This is a genomic window from Curvibacter sp. EU05-FHT14A10 (assembly GCF_058791075.1).
This window is the reverse complement of the sequence record NZ_JBYTDE010000004.1, coordinates 345731-363449: the sequence shown is the minus strand read 5'-3', so window position 1 is coordinate 363449 and position 17719 is coordinate 345731. Positions and strand designations below refer to the sequence as shown.

At 62.3% G+C, this 17719-nt stretch carries 15 protein-coding genes and 1 tRNA gene; 14 read left to right on the top strand and 2 right to left on the bottom strand.

Annotated features, from left to right (window positions below):
• Positions 1-51: 51 nt before the first annotated feature.
• From AC3WUT_RS10210 to AC3WUT_RS10155, 12 genes are all read left to right on the top strand, one after another.
• Entirely contained in the window at positions 52-966 is a 915-nt protein-coding gene (locus AC3WUT_RS10210; RefSeq protein WP_492346965.1) for an alpha/beta fold hydrolase, read from the top strand.
• Positions 967-1089: 123 nt separating this feature from the next.
• Positions 1090-2634 carry a methyl-accepting chemotaxis protein gene (locus AC3WUT_RS10205; RefSeq protein WP_492346964.1) on the top strand — a complete coding sequence of 515 codons (1545 nt, stop codon included), beginning with the start codon at positions 1090-1092 and terminating at the stop codon, positions 2632-2634.
• Positions 2635-2815: 181 nt separating this feature from the next.
• Entirely contained in the window at positions 2816-4477 is a 1662-nt protein-coding gene (locus AC3WUT_RS10200) for an L-lactate permease (RefSeq protein ID WP_492346963.1), read from the top strand.
• Between the two features lie 195 nt (positions 4478-4672).
• Positions 4673-5777 (top strand): peptide chain release factor 2 gene (gene prfB / locus AC3WUT_RS10195; RefSeq protein ID WP_492346962.1). Its coding sequence is split into 2 segments (ribosomal slippage): positions 4673-4753 and positions 4755-5777, totalling 1104 coding nucleotides; the frame shifts between segments, so codons are not numbered across the junction.
• Between the two features lie 47 nt (positions 5778-5824).
• Positions 5825-8512 (top strand): aminopeptidase N, encoded by a 2688-nt coding sequence (gene pepN, locus AC3WUT_RS10190; RefSeq protein ID WP_492347064.1) that lies wholly within the window; start codon positions 5825-5827, stop codon positions 8510-8512.
• Between the two features lie 14 nt (positions 8513-8526).
• Positions 8527-9534 (top strand): class 1 fructose-bisphosphatase, encoded by a 1008-nt coding sequence (locus AC3WUT_RS10185; protein WP_492346961.1) that lies wholly within the window; start codon positions 8527-8529, stop codon positions 9532-9534.
• 244 nt (positions 9535-9778) lie between these two features.
• On the top strand, positions 9779-10921 hold the full coding sequence (locus AC3WUT_RS10180; protein WP_492346960.1) for a tyrosine-type recombinase/integrase: 1143 nt from the start codon (positions 9779-9781) through the stop codon (positions 10919-10921).
• A 792-nt stretch (positions 10922-11713) separates the two neighbouring features.
• A complete protein-coding gene (locus tag AC3WUT_RS10175) occupies positions 11714-11938 on the top strand; it encodes a hypothetical protein (protein WP_492346959.1) in 225 nt (74 codons plus the stop codon).
• Complete coding sequence (locus AC3WUT_RS10170) at positions 11935-12507, top strand: hypothetical protein (protein WP_492346958.1); 573 nt, start codon at positions 11935-11937, stop codon at positions 12505-12507. The genes AC3WUT_RS10175 and AC3WUT_RS10170 overlap by 4 nt, the downstream gene beginning before the upstream one ends.
• A complete protein-coding gene (locus tag AC3WUT_RS10165) occupies positions 12500-13033 on the top strand; it encodes a hypothetical protein (RefSeq protein WP_492346957.1) in 534 nt (177 codons plus the stop codon). The genes AC3WUT_RS10170 and AC3WUT_RS10165 overlap by 8 nt, the downstream gene beginning before the upstream one ends.
• A gap of 91 nt (positions 13034-13124) precedes the next feature.
• A complete protein-coding gene (locus tag AC3WUT_RS10160; protein WP_492346956.1) occupies positions 13125-14546 on the top strand; it encodes a hypothetical protein in 1422 nt (473 codons plus the stop codon).
• Between the two features lie 421 nt (positions 14547-14967).
• Complete coding sequence (locus tag AC3WUT_RS10155; RefSeq protein WP_492346955.1) at positions 14968-15096, top strand: hypothetical protein; 129 nt, start codon at positions 14968-14970, stop codon at positions 15094-15096.
• Here the strand turns inward: AC3WUT_RS10155 and AC3WUT_RS10150 are convergent.
• Both AC3WUT_RS10150 and AC3WUT_RS10145 read right to left on the bottom strand, forming a co-directional pair.
• Complete coding sequence (locus AC3WUT_RS10150) at positions 15093-15413, bottom strand: hypothetical protein (RefSeq protein ID WP_492346954.1); 321 nt, start codon at positions 15411-15413, stop codon at positions 15093-15095. The two genes, AC3WUT_RS10155 and AC3WUT_RS10150, sit on opposite strands and share 4 nt — an antisense overlap.
• 163 nt (positions 15414-15576) lie before the next feature.
• Positions 15577-15652 (bottom strand) — tRNA-Thr (locus tag AC3WUT_RS10145).
• 382 nt (positions 15653-16034) lie between these two features.
• Here AC3WUT_RS10145 and AC3WUT_RS10140 point away from each other — a divergent pair.
• Together AC3WUT_RS10140 and AC3WUT_RS10135 are read left to right on the top strand one after the other, a co-directional pair.
• Entirely contained in the window at positions 16035-16532 is a 498-nt protein-coding gene (locus AC3WUT_RS10140) for a hypothetical protein (RefSeq protein ID WP_492346953.1), read from the top strand.
• A 731-nt stretch (positions 16533-17263) separates the two neighbouring features.
• On the top strand, positions 17264-17710 hold the full coding sequence (locus AC3WUT_RS10135; RefSeq protein WP_492346952.1) for a restriction endonuclease subunit S: 447 nt from the start codon (positions 17264-17266) through the stop codon (positions 17708-17710).
• Positions 17711-17719 lie beyond the last annotated feature (9 nt).

Below are 17719 nucleotides of genomic sequence, written 5' to 3'. Positions count from 1 at the left end.
TGTCCTGGAGTTGACTGACGCCCGTTTGGCGCGTTCCGTATGATCCGCGCGATGTACCAGCCCAAACGACTCTCCCGCAGCGAATTCGTGCCCATCCGGGGCCTTCAATACCATGTGCGCGTCTGGGGCGAGCCGCAGGCCGGCCAGACCCCTCTGGTGATGGTGCACGGCTGGATGGATGTGGCGGCCTCCTACCAGTTCGTGATCGACGCCCTGCCCACCGACCGGTATGTGATCGCACCCGACTGGCGCGGCTTTGGCCTGACCACCGGGGCGGTCTGCGACCACTACAGTTTTCCCGATTACCTGGGCGACCTCGACTTTCTGCTTGACCACTACACCGGCACACAGGCCGTCGACCTGGTGGGCCACAGCATGGGCGGCAACGTGGCCATGATGTACGCAGGCGCGCGTCCGGAGCGCATCCGCCGCCTGGTCAACCTGGAGGGCTTCGGCATGCCCGCCACCCGCCCGGCTCAGGCACCTGGGCGCTATGCCCGCTGGATGGACGAACTCAAGAAAGTTCACTCGGGGGCCATGGCCCTGAAGGGTTACGACGGCCTGGACGGCGTCGCGCAGCGCCTGATGAAGACCAACCCCCGCCTGGGCCCCGACAAGGCCCAGTGGCTGGCCCAGCACTGGGCCCACGAAGTGACTGGCGCCGACGGACAGCCGCAGTGGCAGATCCTGGGTGAAGCGGCCCACAAAGTCACCAGCGCGCAGCTGTACCGGGTCGATGAAGCCCTGGAGCTTTATGCGCGCATCAGTGCTCCGCTGCTGGCGGTTGAAGCCTCTGACGACAGCCTGGGTCAATGGTGGAAAGGCCAGTACACCCTGGATGAATACCACCAGCGCCTGCAACGGGTCCCCGACTGCCGCGTGGCCCGCATCGAAGACGCGGGGCACATGCTGCACCACGACCAACCCGAAGCCCTGGCAGCACTGGTGGCGGATTTTCTGGGATGAATCATCACAGATCGCACCATTTCTCATTAATTTCTGCACAATGAAGCTCGCTGGCGCGGGCATTTGAGACAGCGTGGGATGGTGGCAAGTCGGTTCTCGCCAGAGCTTGAGGAGAACCGCACCATGCGCCTGAGCATCAAACTGCCACTGGCCTTTGCCAGTGCCCTGGCCGCCCTGCTGGCAGCCGCCCTGTTCGGACTGGTTCAGCTGAACCAGTCCATCGGTGTGTACCGGGAGGTGGTGCAAAGAGACCACGACAACGCCATTGGTGCGGTCCAGCTCCTCAGTGAGTTCAAGGTTCAGATCCAGGAATGGAAGAACGTGCTGCTGCGAGGCCAGGACCCCGCACAACGCGAACGCTATTGGGGGGCCTTCCAGAAGCAGGAAGCCCTGGTTCAGCAAAGCGCGCGCGCACTGGCCGCCCAGGTCGACCAAGCTGACGCGCGCGCCCTGCTGGAGCAGTTCAGCCAGACCCACCAGAACATGGGGCAGGCCTATCGCCAAGGGCTGCAGGCATTTGAGCAGGCCCAGTTCAACCCCGCTGCCGGCGACAAGGCGGTCACAGGCATCGACCGGGAACCGGCCCGCCTGCTGGACCAGGCCACCGCCCTGATCAGGCGCGCCAGCGAAGCATCCGGCGAGGCCGCGGCCAGCCACGCCCGGGCCAGCACCTGGATCAGCCTGTCGGTGATGGGGCTGGTGTGCCTGCTCAGCGCGGTGGGTGCGCTGTGGTTCAGCCGCTCGGTCACACGCCCGCTGGGCCATGCCGTGAAAGTCACCCGCGCCGTGGCCGATGGCGACCTGAGCCTTGCGCTGAGGGCCACAGGCCGGGATGAGGTGGCAGAACTGCTGCAGGCCATGTCCGACATGCAGGCGCGCCTGTCCCAGGTGGTCAGCACCGTGCGCTCAGGGGCCGAGGGGGTGGCCCATGCCAGCGCCGAGATCGCGGCCGGCAACAACGACCTCAGCCTGCGCACCGAGCAGCAGGCCTCAGCACTGGAGCAGACATCGGCCTCGATGGAGGAAATGGCCGCCACGGTGGAGCACAACGCAGACAACGCACTGCGCGCCGATGCTGTGGCACACCAGGCCTCCAATACGGCGCAGCGGGCTGGCGGGGCCGTGCAGTCGGTGGTGAACTCGGTCCTTCAGATGCAGCAAAGCGCCCACCGGATTGCCGACATCACCGGGGTCATCGATGGCATTGCCTTTCAGACCAACATCCTGGCGCTCAATGCCGCCGTCGAGGCTGCTCGGGCTGGGGAACAGGGCCGTGGGTTTGCTGTGGTGGCGGGTGAGGTGCGGGTGCTGGCCCAACGCAGCGCAGCGGCAGCCCGCGAGATCAAGCAACTCATCCAGACCAGCCATGAACAAGTGGAGCAAGGCGCCCAGGTGGCCGGGCTGGCCGGCTCGACCATGACCGAGGTGGTCAGCGCGATCGCCGACGTGACCCGGCTGGTGGCCCAGATCAGTGCCGCCAGCAAAGAACAAAGCCTGGGTGTGGCCCAGATCGGCCAGGCCGTGCAGCAACTGGACCAGACCACGCAACAGAACGCAGCCCTGGTCGAACAAGGGGCCGCGGCCGCCCAGAGCCTGCAGCAGCAAGCCACAGCCCTGGTCGGTTCGGTGGCCTTCTTCAAGACCCACCCCCAGGTAATCACCGGTTGACAAAATCACGTCAAATTTCTTTATTTCCAGCAAAAACCACCCGAAAAGGCCTTAAAAAATTTTTGCAACATTCGGTTGAAATTTTTTCATCAGATCTGAGACCTTGTGACAGCTTCTCGACAGCCACAAAGCGGTTGACCTCGATAAAGTGGCGCCGCCCCATCAACAACAGGAGACAAAAATGGTTTGGCAACAGGTTTACAACCCGACAGGCAACATGGTCCTGTCCACCTTGCTGGCCGCCGTGCCGGTCGTGGTGATGTTGGTCGGTCTCGGCTTTCTGCACCTGAAAGCCCACATCGCAGCCGGCCTGGGCCTGCTCAGCGCCTTGGCAATCGCGGTGTTCGCCTTCGGCATGCCGGCCGAGATGGCTGGCAAAGCGGCCTTTCTGGGCGGGCTGACCGGCTTGCTGCCGATTGGCTGGATCGTGCTGAACATCATCTTCCTGCATCAGTTGACCGAACAAAACGGCAGCTTCAAGGTGCTGCAGGATTCGATTGCCGGCATCACCGAAGACCGACGCCTGCAACTGCTGCTGATCGCCTTTGCCTTCGGGGCCTTCTTTGAAGGTGCGGCCGGCTTCGGCACCCCGGTGGCCGTGACCGCGGCCATCCTGATCGGCCTGGGCTTCTCGCCGCTGGCAGCCTCGGGCCTGAGCCTGATCGCCAACACCGCCCCGGTGGCCTACGGCGCCCTGGGCACCCCGGTGATCACCTTGGCCAAGGTGCACGACTACGATCTGGCCGCCGTGTCGGCCATGATCGGCCGCCAGTTGCCCTTCTTCTCGCTGCTGGTGCCGTTCTGGCTGATCTGGGCCTTTGCCGGCTGGAAAGGCATGAAGCAGATCTGGCCCGCCCTGCTGGTGACCGGCCTGAGCTTCGCCATCCCGCAGTTCCTGGTGTCGAACTACATGGGCCCCGAACTGGTCGACGTGATTGCGGCCATCTGCTCGATGGCCGCCCTGGTCACCTTCCTGAAGTTCTGGAAGCCGGCCCAGATCTGGACCTCGGTCTCGCTCAAGGGTCATGAGACCACCGGTGGCCAGGCCCAGAAGCCCGTGGCACCGATCAAGCACCCCACCTCGGCCGTGGTCAAGGCCTGGACACCCTGGGTCATCCTGACCGCCTTTGTGTTCGCCTGGGGCCTGCCGGTGACCAAGACCTATCTGAACGGTCTCTTCTCACCCAAGTTCGCCATTGACGGCCTGCACAAGCTGATCGAGAAAATGCCCCCCGTGGTGCCCAAGCCCACGGCCGAAAGCGCCGAGTACGTGTTCAACCTGCTCTCGGCCACCGGCAGCGGCATTCTGCTGTCGGCCCTGATCGGCGGCCTGGTGATGGGCTATGGCCTGCCCGCGCTGGTGAAGTCCTATGGCAAAACCATCTGGCTGGTGCGTTACTCCTTGCTGACCATCGTGCTGATGCTGGCCCTGGGCACGCTGACCCGCTACTCGGGCGTGGACACCACCCTGGGCCTGGCCTTTGCCGCCACCGGCGTGTTCTACCCCTTCTTCGGCACCCTGATGGGATGGCTGGGCGTGGCCCTGACCGGCTCCGACACCGCGGCCAACGTGCTGTTCGGCGGCATGCAGAAGGTGGCTGCCGACCAGTTGGGCCTGTCGCCCAACCTGATGGGTGCGGCCAACAGCTCGGGCGGCGTGATGGGCAAGATGATCGACGCCCAGTCGATCGTCGTGGCCTCGACGGCCACCCGCTGGTTCGACCACGAAGGCGACATCCTGCGCTACGTGTTCTTCCACTCGGTGGCCCTGGCCTGCCTGGTGGGCCTGTTCGTGACGCTGCAAGCCTATGTGCCGCCCTTCACCCTCATGGTGATCCACTGAGCTGCGGGGCGCCGGCCCCTGCCTCTGCCTCTGCCTGCCTCCAGGACCGCTTCGGCGGTCCTTTTTTATTTGGGCCGGAAACCGCCCCGCCAGGAGTCCTGTCACGACCCGTGAGAAAATGCAGGGTTTGCATGCCCAGCCATTGGCGCCCGGCGCCCCCTCGGCATGCCCCCGAACACTCACAGGATAAAAATCATGGAAGCAGAACGCGTCAACCTCATCGGCACCACCCTGGCAGACCTGAGCCAGCGCACCGAAGAGTTACGGAGGTATCTTTGACTACCCTGCCAAAGCTGAACGCCTGCGCACGGTAACCGCCTCGCTGGAAGACCCCAACGTCTGGAACGACCCCAAGAAGGCCCAGGAACTGGGCAAAGAGAAAAAGGCCCTGGACGACGTCGTCCTGGTGCTGGACCGCCTGAGCAGCGAACTGGCCGACAACACCGAGCTCTACGACATGAGCAAGGAAGAAGGCGATGAGGCCGGCCTGGAGACCATCGAGGCCGAGTGCGCCCAACTGACCCAGAGCATCGAGCAGCTCGAGTTCCGCCGCATGTTCAATCAGCCGGCCGACCCCAGCCCCTGCTTCCTCGACCTGCAGGCCGGTGCCGGCGGTACCGAAGCCTGCGACTGGGCCAGCATGCTGCTGCGCCAGTACCTGAAGTACGCTGAGCGCAAGGGCTTCAAGGCCACCGTCGAAGACGAAACCCCGGGCGACGTGGCCGGCATCAAGAGCGCCACCATCAAGATCGAGGGCGAATATGCCTTTGGCCTGCTGCGCACCGAAACCGGTGTGCACCGACTGGTGCGCAAGAGCCCGTTCGACTCGTCGGGCGGCCGCCACACCAGCTTTGCCAGCGTCTTTGTGTACCCCGAAATCGATGACTCGATCGAGATCGACATCAATCCGGCCGATGTGCGCACCGACACCTTCCGCGCCAGCGGCGCAGGCGGTCAGCACATCAACAAGACCGATTCGGCCGTGCGCCTGACCCACATCCCCACCGGCATCGTGGTGCAGTGCCAAGACGGCCGCAGCCAGCACAGCAACCGTGACGTGGCCTGGAAGCGCCTGCGCTCGCGCCTGTATGACCACGAGATGCGCAAGCGCCAGGAAGAACAACAAAAGCTCGAAGACAGCAAGACCGATGTGGGCTGGGGCCACCAGATCCGCTCGTATGTGCTGGACCAGAGCCGCATCAAGGACCTGCGCACCAACGTCGAAATCTCCAACACCCAGAAGGTGCTGGACGGCGATCTGGATGCCTTCATCGAAGCCTCGCTCAAGCAAGGCGTCTGACCCCACCAGCCCCAGCCGGCACCCCGGCCCACAGGAAGAAACACATGATGCGAGAAGGACAAGCCACGGCCATCCACCGTGCAGACTACACCGCTCCCGCGTACTGGATCGACACCGTTGAACTGACGTTCGACCTCGATCCGACCAAGACCCGCGTGCTCAACAAGATGCGCCTGCGCCGCAACGCCGAGGTGGCCAACCAGGCCCTGCGCCTGGACGGCGAAGAGCTGAACTTGGCACGCGTGCTGGTCAACGGCCAAGGCACCTCGTTCAAGATGGACGGCAACCAGTTGGTGCTGGAAAACCTGCCCGAAGGCCCGGACGCCTTCGATCTGGAGATCTTCACCACCTGCAACCCGGCCAAGAACACCAAGCTGATGGGCCTGTACGTCAGCAACGACTCGTTCTTCACCCAATGCGAGGCCGAAGGCTTCCGTCGCATCACCTACTTCCTGGACCGTCCGGACGTGATGGCCAGCTACACCGTGACCCTGCGCGCCGACAAGGCCAAGTACCCGGTGCTGCTGTCCAACGGCAACCTGGTCGAGCAGGGCGAACTGGAGGAAGGCCGCCACTTTGCCAAGTGGGTCGACCCACACAAAAAGCCCTGTTACCTGTTCGCCCTGGTGGCAGGCAAGCTCGTGGCACGTGAACAGCGCATCCGCTCGCGTGCCGGCCATGACCACCTGCTGCAGGTGTTCGTGCGCCCTGGCGACCTCGACAAGACCGAGCACGCCATGAACTCGCTGATGGCCAGCGTGGCCTGGGACGAGGCCCGCTTCGGCCTGCCGCTCGACCTGGAACGCTTCATGATCGTCGCCACCAGCGACTTCAACATGGGCGCCATGGAGAACAAGGGCCTGAACATCTTCAACACCAAGTACGTGCTGGCCAACCAGGCCACCGCCACCGATGCCGACTTCAGCAACATCGAAAGCGTGGTCGGGCACGAGTACTTCCACAATTGGACCGGCAACCGCGTCACCTGCCAGGACTGGTTCCAACTCAGCCTCAAAGAAGGCCTGACCGTCTTCCGCGACCAGGAGTTCAGCCAGGATCTGGCAGGCAGCCCCTCGGCCCGTGCGGTCAAACGCATCGAAGACGTGCGCGTGCTGCGCACCGCACAGTTCCCCGAAGACGCTGGCCCCATGGCCCACCCGGTGCGCCCCGACAGCTACATCGAGATCAACAACTTCTACACCGTCACCATCTACGAAAAAGGTGCCGAGGTGGTCCGCATGATGCAGACGCTGGTGGGCCGCGAAGGCTTTGCCAAGGGCATGAAGCTGTACTTCGAGCGCCATGACGGCCAGGCGGTCACCTGCGACGCCTTTGCCCAGGCGATCGCTGATGCCAACCCCGGCTCGGAACTGGCCCAGCGCCTGCCCCAGTTCAAGCACTGGTACAGCCAGGCCGGCACCCCCCGTGTGCAGGCCCTGGGCCGCTACGACGCGGAAGCCCGCACTTACACGCTCACGTTGAGCCAGCAATGCCCACCGACCCCGGGCCAGGCCCTCAAGGAACCCTTTGTGATTCCGCTGAACCTGGGACTGCTCGACACCCTGGGCCGTGAGATGCCTCTGCAGCTGGCCCACTGGCCGCAGGCCGAAACCGGCACCCGCACCTTTGTGTTGAGCCAGCCCAGCGAGACACTGACCTTCGTCAACGTCGACAGCGCACCCGTGCCCTCACTGCTGCGTGACTTCTCGGCCCCGGTGGTGCTTGACTATGCCTACAGCGACGACGAACTGCTGACCCTGCTGGCCCATGACAGCGATGCCTTCAACCGCTGGGAAGCCGGTCAACGCCTGGCGCTGGCCCGCGCCATCAAGGCCATCACCGCCGAGCAAGCCCCTGGCGCCGAAGTGCTGGACGACGCCTACCTGCGCGCCATGCGCCAGGTGCTGGCCGACCCCCACCTCGATGCCGCCTTCAAGGAACTGGTGCTGACGCTGCCGTCCGAGACCTACCTGGCCGAACAGCTGGACGTGGTCGACCCACAACGCATCCATGCCGTGCGCGAGGCCATGCGCGAGCAACTGGCACGCGCCCTGCAGGCCGACTGGCAGCAGGCCTGGGAGGCCAACCGCGACACCGGCGGCTACCGCCCCGACCCCGAATCGTCGGGCAAGCGGGCCCTGGCCGGCTTGGCGCTGACCATGCTGTGCCTGGCGGCGCGCCAAAGCGGCGACACCGTCTGGCCCGGCAAGGCGCTGCAGCGCTTCAAGGACGCGGGCAACATGACCGACCGCTTCAACGCCCTGAGCGCCCTCGTGATCAGCGGCCACGAACTGGCAGCCCCCGCCCTGGCGCGCTTTCATGCCCTGTTCAAGAACGAGGCCCTGGTCATCGACAAATGGTTCTCGCTGCAGGCCGGTGCGCCCGATCGCAACGGCAACGTGCTGGGCGCCGTGCGACAACTGATGAGTCACCCCGACTTCAACCTGCGCAACCCCAACCGGGCCCGCAGCGTGATCTTCAGCTATTGCAGCGCCAACCCGGGCGCCTTCCACCGCAGCGACGCGGCAGGCTATGTGTTCTGGGCCGATCGCGTGATCGAACTGGACGCCATCAACCCGCAAGTGGCTGCCCGCCTGGCCCGCGCCCTGGATCGCTGGAAGAAGCTGGCCGAACCCTACCGCAGCGCCGCCCGCGAAGCCATTGCCCGCGTGGCCGCCAAGGCCGAACTCAGCAATGACGTGCGCGAGGTTGTCACCCGCGCACTCGCCGATTAAGGAGAGAAATCAACATGGCATCCAGAATCAGCCTGACCCGCTTCCTCGTCGAGCAGCAACGCGTCGACGGTCACATCCCATCGCAACTGCGCCTGCTTCTCGAAGTGGTGGCCCGCGCCTGCAAGAGCATCAGCCAGGCCGTCAACAAAGGCGCCCTCGGCGGTGTGCTCGGTAGCGCCGAAAGTGAAAACGTTCAGGGCGAGGTGCAGAAAAAGCTCGACATCATCGCCAACGAAGTCCTGATCGAAGCCAACGAATGGGGCGGCCACTTGGCAGCCATGGCCTCCGAAGAGATGGACAGCATCTACCTGGTGCCAAACCGTTACCCGCAGGGCGAATACCTGTTGTTGTTCGATCCGCTCGACGGCTCGAGCAACATCGACGTCAACGTGAGCATCGGCACCATCTTCAGCGTACTGAAGAAGCCCGAAGGCTCGCCTGGCGTGACCGAACAGGACTTCCTGCAGGCCGGGGCCCAACAGGTCGCGGCCGGCTATTGCGTCTATGGCCCCCAGACCACCCTGGTGCTGACCGTGGGTGACGGCGTGAGCATGTTCACCCTGGACCGCGAACAAGGCTCGTTCGTGCTGACCCAGGAAAACGTGCGCATTCCCGCCGACACCAAGGAATTCGCGATCAACATGAGCAACATGCGCCACTGGGACGAGCCCGTGAAGCGCTACATCGACGAATGTCTGCAAGGCCAGGAAGGCCCGCGCGGCAAAGACTTCAACATGCGCTGGATCGCCAGCATGGTGGCCGATGTGCACCGCATCCTGACCCGCGGCGGCGTCTTCATGTACCCCTGGGACAAGCGCGAACCCAACAAGCCCGGCAAACTGCGCCTGATGTACGAAGCCAACCCCATGAGCTGGCTGGTCGAACAAGCCGGCGGCGCTGCCACCAACGGCCGTCAACGCATCCTCGACATCCAGCCCAGCCAGTTGCATGAACGCGTGAGCGTGGTCCTCGGCTCAAAAAATGAGGTCGACCGCATCACCAGCTACCATACCCCGCTATAATGGCGGGCTAACGCCGGTGTAGCTCAGTCGGTAGAGCAGCTCATTCGTAATGAACTGCTCACACCTTGAAAAAACCCTGAAAAAGCTCATCAGCATCAACAACTTAAGCGCCACCTATGTGGCGCTTTTTTGTTGTTTGGCACACTCGTGGCACAGCGCCCAAGTGGAGCCAGGACGGCCCAGGACAGTCAAACCCGATGTGCTCCATGTCCCCCTGAATTTTCAAGCGTGAAGGGGAAAACACATGGCAAGCATTCGAAAACGCACCGACTCCTCCGGCACGATCCGGTATCACGTCCAAGTTCGCCTACAAGGCTTTCCGCCACAGACAAAGACCTTTGACAAGCTCAAGGAAGCCAAGGCGTGGGGGGAGCGGACTGAGGCCGAACTGCTCGACGGGCGCCTCATGCCCCACGTCATCGCCCAGCGCCACACCGTGGAAGAAATGCTGGAGGACTACCGCAGCCGCGTACTGATCCCACACAAGCCCAAAGAGTTGCGCACCCAGGGTCCTCAACTGGACTGGTGGATCAGCAAGATTGGCCGCTACAGCCTGGCAGACATCACGCCCGCCATCATTGGCAAGTTCAGAGACGAGTTACTGGCAACACCGGTCGGCACCAAGAAGGCCAAGCCGCGTGCGCCCGCCACGGTGGTGCGTTACATGGCCCTGCTCACTCACGCTTTCAATGTGGCGTCCAAGGAATGGGGCTGGCTGCCCGCATCACCGATGGACAAGGTCAAAAAGCCGAAGGTCGCCAACGGCCGCATCCGCTACTTAAGCGTCGAAGAACTCGAACGCCTGCGAGCTGCCATCGCGCAGTCGGAGAACAAGTTTCTGTCCGTGGTGGTTGAGGTTGCTCTCGCCACCGGCATGCGCCACAGCGAAATCATGAACTTGCGCTGGCGAGACTTGTTGCTCGACATGCAGGGCCTGCCAAGCCTGGTCATCCTCAACGAGACCAAGAACGGCGAGCGTCGTGGCGTTCCCCTGACTGGTCAGGGCCTTGCGCGTGTTGAATCCTTGCGACAGGAGCACATGCAGGCAAACAAGGGCATCGTCATCACCGAGCACCTGCTGTTCCCCAGCGACACCAAGAAGGACACCCCGGTCGAGCTGCGCACTGCCTGGCACACAGCAATGCGCCGCGCCAAGATCGAAAACTTCAGGTTCCACGACTTGCGCCACTGCACGGCAAGCATGTTGGCCATGGAGGGTGCCAGCGGCCCGGAGATCGCCGAAATCCTCGGTCACAAAGACCTGCAAATGGTCAAGCGTTACGCCCACCTCAGCAAGGCCCACATCGCTGGCGTCCTGACGCGGATGAACGAGGCCCGCTTGACTGTTTCGACACCCGCTTCTGAGTCCAAATCGACCAGCGTTTAGCAGGTCAATGCGCCTCGTCAGTCATCGACATCAACGCCGTCGAGGCAACGGAAACCGCCACTCAAAAAGCGACGGGACGGTCGCGATTGCTCGTGCTTCATTGGGAAACATCACTGAAACCGCCTGTCCATTCGAGTCAGAACGACGTGCGCCAGGAGCATTCTTGAGCGGCCACGGCGATACGAGATAGCATTGATCCCACGCCGTTGTGCATGAGACCAACTCTTCATGACCTCGGCGTGGTTGCCTTCACTCTGATGGCAGCAGCGCAGGTGCCGTACTGGTTCCTTGCGCGCCACGCGGATGAACAACCCGCGCATTGAATTCGACTCTAACCACCAACCGTCCAAGCCCTCGGGTCTCTGCGTCCCGCGCAGTGCTTGGCTTCCTCCCCCGCATCAGCAACGTGCTGAGCGGATAACTTTCAACCTCTGCAGTGCAGCGGGTGAAGGCGGGTTGCGTGCGTCATTGAGTCGGTGAAGCCAACTACTTCCGTCAATGCCTTGTACGTGGCCGGTCACACCACGCACTGCCCATCCGTTCAAACGGAAGGAGCTACGTCTGACCATGGCAACCAGCCCTCACGACAAACGCGAGACTATGACCGCGCCGCGAGTCGAGGCATTCAGCCCACAAGATCGAACCCGGTGCACTGAACACGAGGCCGACTCGACGGCCTCCTCTGGCCCAGCGGGACAGGATACGGCCGCAGATTCCGCTGCCACCAGTAAGGGGGCCCGCAAACGCAAAGCAACAGCACCGCCCGCCCAGCTGAGCATCACCGAGAAACCCGTGCTGACGATCTCAGAAACCGCGTTGCTTGGCGCGCACAGCCCCTCGGCGCTGCGGCACCTGATCTTCAATTCCGAAGCCTGGAACCGCTACCCCGACGGCAAGTACCGCCGCTCGATTGGCTTCGACCGTTGCATCATCCGCCCCCCGGGTCAGCGCCGCGTCTTCATCGACCGAGTCAAGTACCTGCAATGGCTCAACAGCAATACGCAGGTGACGCCATGAACACCATGACCATCCAATCCCATAAGTGGCAACTACCTGTACAGGTGGAGGACTTTCAGAACATGAAGTTCTACGATCCCAACGACCCTGCAAAGGCCGGTGAAACCGCCTTTAATGTGGATGTCGGCACGACGCCGTTTTGCCTCTATTGCGCTGATCGCGATCCAAACCAGGTGCTGCGTCACGCTGTCGCTGGAATTCAGATCTTTCATACAGTGTTCTGGAAGGACCCGGCGCAGCGGACACGCCAAACATTCAACCTCAAGACCGATGGTGTCTGCACCTTCGACGTGATTGCGAGCCACCAGGAAGAGGAGATCAACGTATTTGCGCATGGCAAATCGCACCTGACCATTGAGTTGACGTCGCCCCTCAAATGGAAGGACCACGGGCTGAGTTGGCTTTTGGAGCAACCAACTACGGACACGGTCAAGGCGTTGATCTCCTACTTGCGCAGCCACCCTATCGGCCCCGGCCGCGTGCCGGTCCTGGCGGGCAAGTACACCAGTTGGAATGCCGCGCTTGAATACGCCGGACTGCAACTTGACGACGGGTGGGGCCATGACTGAACTTCATTTGCCATATCAGCCACAGGCTGTTTCAGCTCCCCGCGATGCCATCGAGAGCCGCCGCCCGATCTTCAGCCAGTTCGTGACCATCGGCGACGACAACTCGTTGCTGCACATGGCGCTGATGTTCAAGCCGCAACACTGGATCGACCGTCGAATTGCGGGTGTCGTATTCCGCATCCGCGAGGCTTCGTTCGAGGGCCTTGATTCACTGGGCCTGGCCATGCTTTGCCTGGAGAACCACTACCTGCGCAACGGCGCCACTGCAAGCATGTCCCAAGTGGCACGAATCGCGAACACCGACCGGCTGAACGAACTGGCGGAGGGAACCACCACAGTCAACGTGCGCACGCAGCCCACTTCCAGCCATGTGGAAGTCACCTGGCATGAACGCGGCGTGCATGTCGATCTGCCAGCCTATTGCATGTGGCCCACGGTCGGCCTCGGCTGGCTGATCGACCTATTGCGCACCGGCCGTTGCCGAAACCCGTTTCGCCAGTCAGAGACGACGGCCGAGGCCTGGTAGTGCACGCCAGGCATGTACTTCAACCCAGAGGCGAGCAACCAAGTAACGGCACACATGGCTGCTCGCCACAATAGCCACCGACATTGCAACCATGCTCGACGCCGCCACCATCTCCGGCCTCATTAGACCGGTCAAATTCACAGACGCGAACCGTTTCCAGCAGGTTGCATTCCTGCAAGAAAACGGCACAACTTTCAAACACACCGACGGCTACTACCAAAGCCCGCTCACCGGTGCGCAATTCCGCATGACGCCGGTGAAGGAGCGCCACAAGAACGACATCTACTGGCGTCTGCATATCTGGCTACCCGTCAACGCCATCTTGCGCGGGCAGAACTACCTGTTGGGCGAGCACATCGACATCCCGTTCATTCTGCACACCCTCGCCAAGTTCATCCGTTTGTTCTTGCTGCACTTCGGCTTCACGCCCAGCGAAGTGCAGTACTTCATCGACACCGCGCGCCTTGAAGACATGGAGCCCAGCTACCACGTAAGTTGCTCTTCACCAAAGGCCGCCGCCAACGCACAGAAACGCTTGCTGCGCCACCTCGAGTGCTTGTCGCCATTGCGCCTGGCGCACTACCGCCTATGGAAAGTCAAGGTGATGCGCACCAACAAGGCCATGACCACCTACGCGCATGTGGACCGCGCCATGTTGCGCACCTACCTCAAAGCCCTGCTAGCACGCCCCACGGAACGCAAGGCCCGCATGGTGGGCTTCATTGCGGAGAACATGAAGCCATTCGCCAAGCACCTGCGGGCCGCCGTAGCCTCAGATATTCGCGTCGAGCCATTTCTTGAGCGCGGGATGCTGGTCAAACACGGAATTGACGATCCCCGCACCCTTGACCCCGAAAAGGTGCTCACCGCCATCGAGGACGTGTTCACGCAAGCTGGCTTGACCACCCCCTTTGTGAAGTCCCTTGACGAGGTAAACCAAACCGGCCTGTACGTGGGTGTGCGCAACACCTTGCATCGCTACTTCGCGGGTGAAGACCTCAACAAATCACTCACCCCGGCGACGCGCAGCCGCCACGGCGCAATCTTGCGCAAGCGTGGCGTGGAGATTGGCGTTTCACTGCGTGACCACCGCGCGGAACTGAGTGGCACCATCGGCAAACAGATTGGGTATGCCAACCGCCGCAAGCCGCCGGTAGAGCTGTTGCCACTGATGCTGACACGGAAGTTCTTGTCGGTCTTGAACGCGTACTTCGACAAGGAGATCGCCATCGTCACGGCGCGTTTCGACCAGGCCTCCCATGACATGCGCGAAATGGAGCGCCAGCAGGGTGTGTTCCTGTTCCGCTGTCGTGACCCATACTTGAGCGACTGGCTGCGTCCAGTGAGCGCACCGCAGCACCCGGAGCACACTGGTGCCACGGCCGTCGATCCCGAACGCCCGCGCAAGCCCCCACTGCGGATCACCATCGGCGGGAAGAAGGCGCGTGGTGTCGGCTCGGTGCCTGTCGTCCGTGACGACGATGAAAACTCCGGTGCGGCCATCGATTCATAGCCCCCCAAAGCCAAGTAATTAACCAGAAGGGCGCCATGCGGAGCCATTTTGTGGTCGTGAGCGTCAGCTCGCCACTAGACCATGCCAGCACCGGGTTTGGCGCTGCCGCCGAGGGTCATCGTCACCGCGAAGCCGCGCGGTGCCACCAGCAGGCCTCGGCAATTTGTTGGCTATACGTTGTATACACATGGAGGTAGGCGATGCCGCTTTTGACAGCATGGGGCAATTCCACAGGGTGCCGATTACCCGTTGCGGTTCTTGACGTTGTCGGCTGGAGGGCTGGCGACCGGGTGCATATCCTTGCCCGACCGGACGGCGTGGTGGAAATTCACGCGAAACAGGTCTCGGGTCGAGTCGTACAGCGCACACCTGTGGACGCGCATGAGTCCGATGAGGAACCCACGAAATGGTGAGGCGGCTGATGGAAGCCTACGCCGCCAGCGGGCGGTACTGGATCATCGGCGCTGAAACGCCACATCAGGCGGCCAAGGACGGAATCAGCTTGGTGCTGCGGATCGCAATGCTGGCCGCAAGCACTACCTGCTTCTAGGGCAGCGCAAAGCTCTCCTGCCCATCCGCCAGATCATCCAGGCAGATCACGGGGCTCTCACCAGGAAACGTGTCACGCATCACCGTCAGCTTTGCCGGGCCAAGGATCAGCCGCAACTCAGGCAATTCATAGCGGCGATGGGTCACGCGGCATCGGTGCTCCCAACCCAGCTTGATCTGCGCGTAGCTGCCGGGGTTGAGGGGCTGCTCGCCAAACCAGCGGTACAGCTCGGACCAGTCGATGGCGACTGCCGCATCTTGATAGAGGGCTTCCAGTGCCTGGTTCAGTTCCAGGTGGGTGGCGGGGGTGATGTTCATGCTGGGCTCCAAGTCGTTGAAAGCGAACAGCACAAAATTGATCTACGCACCACGATGCACAGGCATGAAGGCGCGAACTCGGTGTGCCATGCTGTGCCCCAGCGCCAGAAAGCAAAAAGCCGCACTAGGCGGCTTCTTAACTTGTTGATTTTTATGGATTTTTTGGTGCCGGAGAGATGAATCGAACACCCGACCTTCTCATTACGAATGAGCTGCTCTACCGACTGAGCTACACCGGCACTACCCACAAAACTGCGTTCTGCAGAGTCTTCTATTCTAGCTTCGATTTGGTGTTCTAGGAAACAGTCCGCGCGGAGTGCCGCGACGTGAATCCACAACACGTGGCTCAAGGTCGGAAGGATCGGATCAGCCTCGGCGTCGCAAGAGGTGCAGGCTGCCGAAGTTTTACGGCGCTCGATCCGCACACTGCCCCCGTGCTACCGTGAAAAAGCCGCCGCTCGGGAACACCACGCAGCGCACGGTAACCGCTCGCACAGCAGCCCCGTTTATCGCTCGGGCTGCCAGCCATCCCCCTCGTTGACCGCCAAGCCTCCGACGGCCCTTGCCGCAGAGGCTGGTGCTGCTGTGCGCGTTTTTCTTTCACGCACAGGAGCAATCTCAATGGCAACCACACCCACCCCCACCACTTTCCAACCCGCGTTCAAACGCATAGGCCAGCAAGATCGGCATGACGATGTCATTTGCGTTATCGCGATGCTGTCCGGCAAAACCACCGACGCGATCTTTCGGCAGGCAGAAGGGCTCGGGCTCCCCAAGGTTGGCCCCTACCATGCATGGATCGACGGCGACATGATCGCCAAACTGCTGGCCGGGAACGGACTGGTGGCGACCGTCTGGAAGGAATGCGCCAACTACAAAGACGCGAACGAGGTAGCCATCGTCATGGTGGACTACGACGCTGACTGGGAAGTCGGCCGCTGCGTGCTCTATCACCGCAACACCTCCAGCGATGGCAAGACGGCACAACCCTACGTCGTCGATCCCTACCCCCATACCGACACCAAACTGCACCTGCGTGTTGGCACCGCAGACCTCAACGGGCTCCCGTCGTCCTGGTACATCGGCGTCACGAAAATGGCGAAGGCGATCGGCAAGTAAGCCATGCGCGGGCCGTACCTCTTCCCTGTGCTGATGGGGCAAACGGTCACGGCCCTGCGAGGTTGTGACTCCCACGAGGATACAAAAGGCGCCTACGCTTCGGCTCGGGGGCTTGGCTTTGGTGCCATTGCCTTGCAATGCGAGCACCATGCCCTGCTGTGTTACAGCCCGAACCGATACCTTCGGCGGCCTCACGGCAGCGTCTTTGGCCGGTACGGTGGAGTCCAGGCGGTGCTGCCCTTCCGCATCAGCCTGTGCGAAGTCAGCGACTTGGAGTACTGGCTGCCCATCACCGCAGGCGCGCACTGGTCGCATCAGTTCAACCCCATGCTGCCTGTACGTGGAGATGTGATGTCCGAAGCGCCTCAACTGGTGCGAGATGCACCGACAGACGATTGGCAGCTAGAGCTGCGGCTCGCCCCCGAGAGGTGGTTTCGGGTGATGTGCCACCCGGACACCATGAACGACCTCCAACTGACACCGGCTAAGCGCCTGGCGTCATAAACTTCGCATCAAACTCAATGATGCACAAATAGTTTGTAATCCGAAAAATATCGGATATCATCTGCGTCATGGCGATTGATGCAGAATATTCTCCCATTGGGAACCTAACCACTCTACAAAGTGGTTACCCCTTTCGGGGCTCCATTGAGGAGTCGGCCGATGGCGACTCCTTGGCCGTGCAAATGAAAGACGTCGATCCAGACCATGGGGTGAACTGGTCAAGCGTCATGCGCACCACCCTGGCGGGCCGCAAACAGCCAGACTGGCTCAAGGCCGGTGATGTGCTGTTCGTCAGCAAAGGTGCGCGCTTCTACGCAGTGTGCATCGACGCGCCGCCCACCCCGGCCGTGTGCAGCCCCCACTTCTTTCACCTCCAGGTAGCGCCACGGGTGCCGCTGCTGCCCGCCTTCCTTGCATGGCAGATCAACCAGCCGCCATTCCAGCGCCAGCTTCAGCAGGCCGCCGAAGGCAGCAGCCAGCTCAGCATTCGCCGCCCGGTGCTGGAGTCGCTCACGCTGTGCGTGCCATCGCTGGCAGACCAGCAGCGCATCGTCGCGCTGGCCGACCTCGCGCGCCAAGAGCGCCACGCGCTCCACCAACTCATTCACAACCGCGAGCTACAACTCCAGGCACTCGCTGAAAGCCTGGCCCATTCGGCGCAGGCTGCCCACTGAACAACCCAG

Excerpts from the sequence above, each read along its gene's own strand:
- AC3WUT_RS10150 (WP_492346954.1), bottom strand. The coding sequence starts at position 15,413 with ATGAACATCACCCCCGCCACCCACCTGGAACTGAACCAGGCACTGGAA.
- AC3WUT_RS10210 (WP_492346965.1), top strand. The coding sequence starts at position 52 with ATGTACCAGCCCAAACGACTCTCCCGCAGCGAATTCGTGCCCATCCGG.
- AC3WUT_RS10170 (WP_492346958.1), top strand. The coding sequence starts at position 11,935 with ATGAACACCATGACCATCCAATCCCATAAGTGGCAACTACCTGTACAG.
- AC3WUT_RS10155 (WP_492346955.1), top strand. The coding sequence starts at position 14,968 with ATGGAAGCCTACGCCGCCAGCGGGCGGTACTGGATCATCGGCGCTGAA.
- pepN (WP_492347064.1), top strand. The coding sequence starts at position 5,825 with ATGCGAGAAGGACAAGCCACGGCCATCCACCGTGCAGACTACACCGCT.
- AC3WUT_RS10205 (WP_492346964.1), top strand. The coding sequence starts at position 1,090 with ATGCGCCTGAGCATCAAACTGCCACTGGCCTTTGCCAGTGCCCTGGCC.
- AC3WUT_RS10180 (WP_492346960.1), top strand. The coding sequence starts at position 9,779 with ATGGCAAGCATTCGAAAACGCACCGACTCCTCCGGCACGATCCGGTAT.
- AC3WUT_RS10185 (WP_492346961.1), top strand. The coding sequence starts at position 8,527 with ATGGCATCCAGAATCAGCCTGACCCGCTTCCTCGTCGAGCAGCAACGC.
- AC3WUT_RS10200 (WP_492346963.1), top strand. The coding sequence starts at position 2,816 with ATGGTTTGGCAACAGGTTTACAACCCGACAGGCAACATGGTCCTGTCC.
- AC3WUT_RS10140 (WP_492346953.1), top strand. The coding sequence starts at position 16,035 with ATGGCAACCACACCCACCCCCACCACTTTCCAACCCGCGTTCAAACGC.
- AC3WUT_RS10160 (WP_492346956.1), top strand. The coding sequence starts at position 13,125 with ATGCTCGACGCCGCCACCATCTCCGGCCTCATTAGACCGGTCAAATTC.
- AC3WUT_RS10165 (WP_492346957.1), top strand. The coding sequence starts at position 12,500 with ATGACTGAACTTCATTTGCCATATCAGCCACAGGCTGTTTCAGCTCCC.
- AC3WUT_RS10135 (WP_492346952.1), top strand. The coding sequence starts at position 17,264 with ATGCGCACCACCCTGGCGGGCCGCAAACAGCCAGACTGGCTCAAGGCC.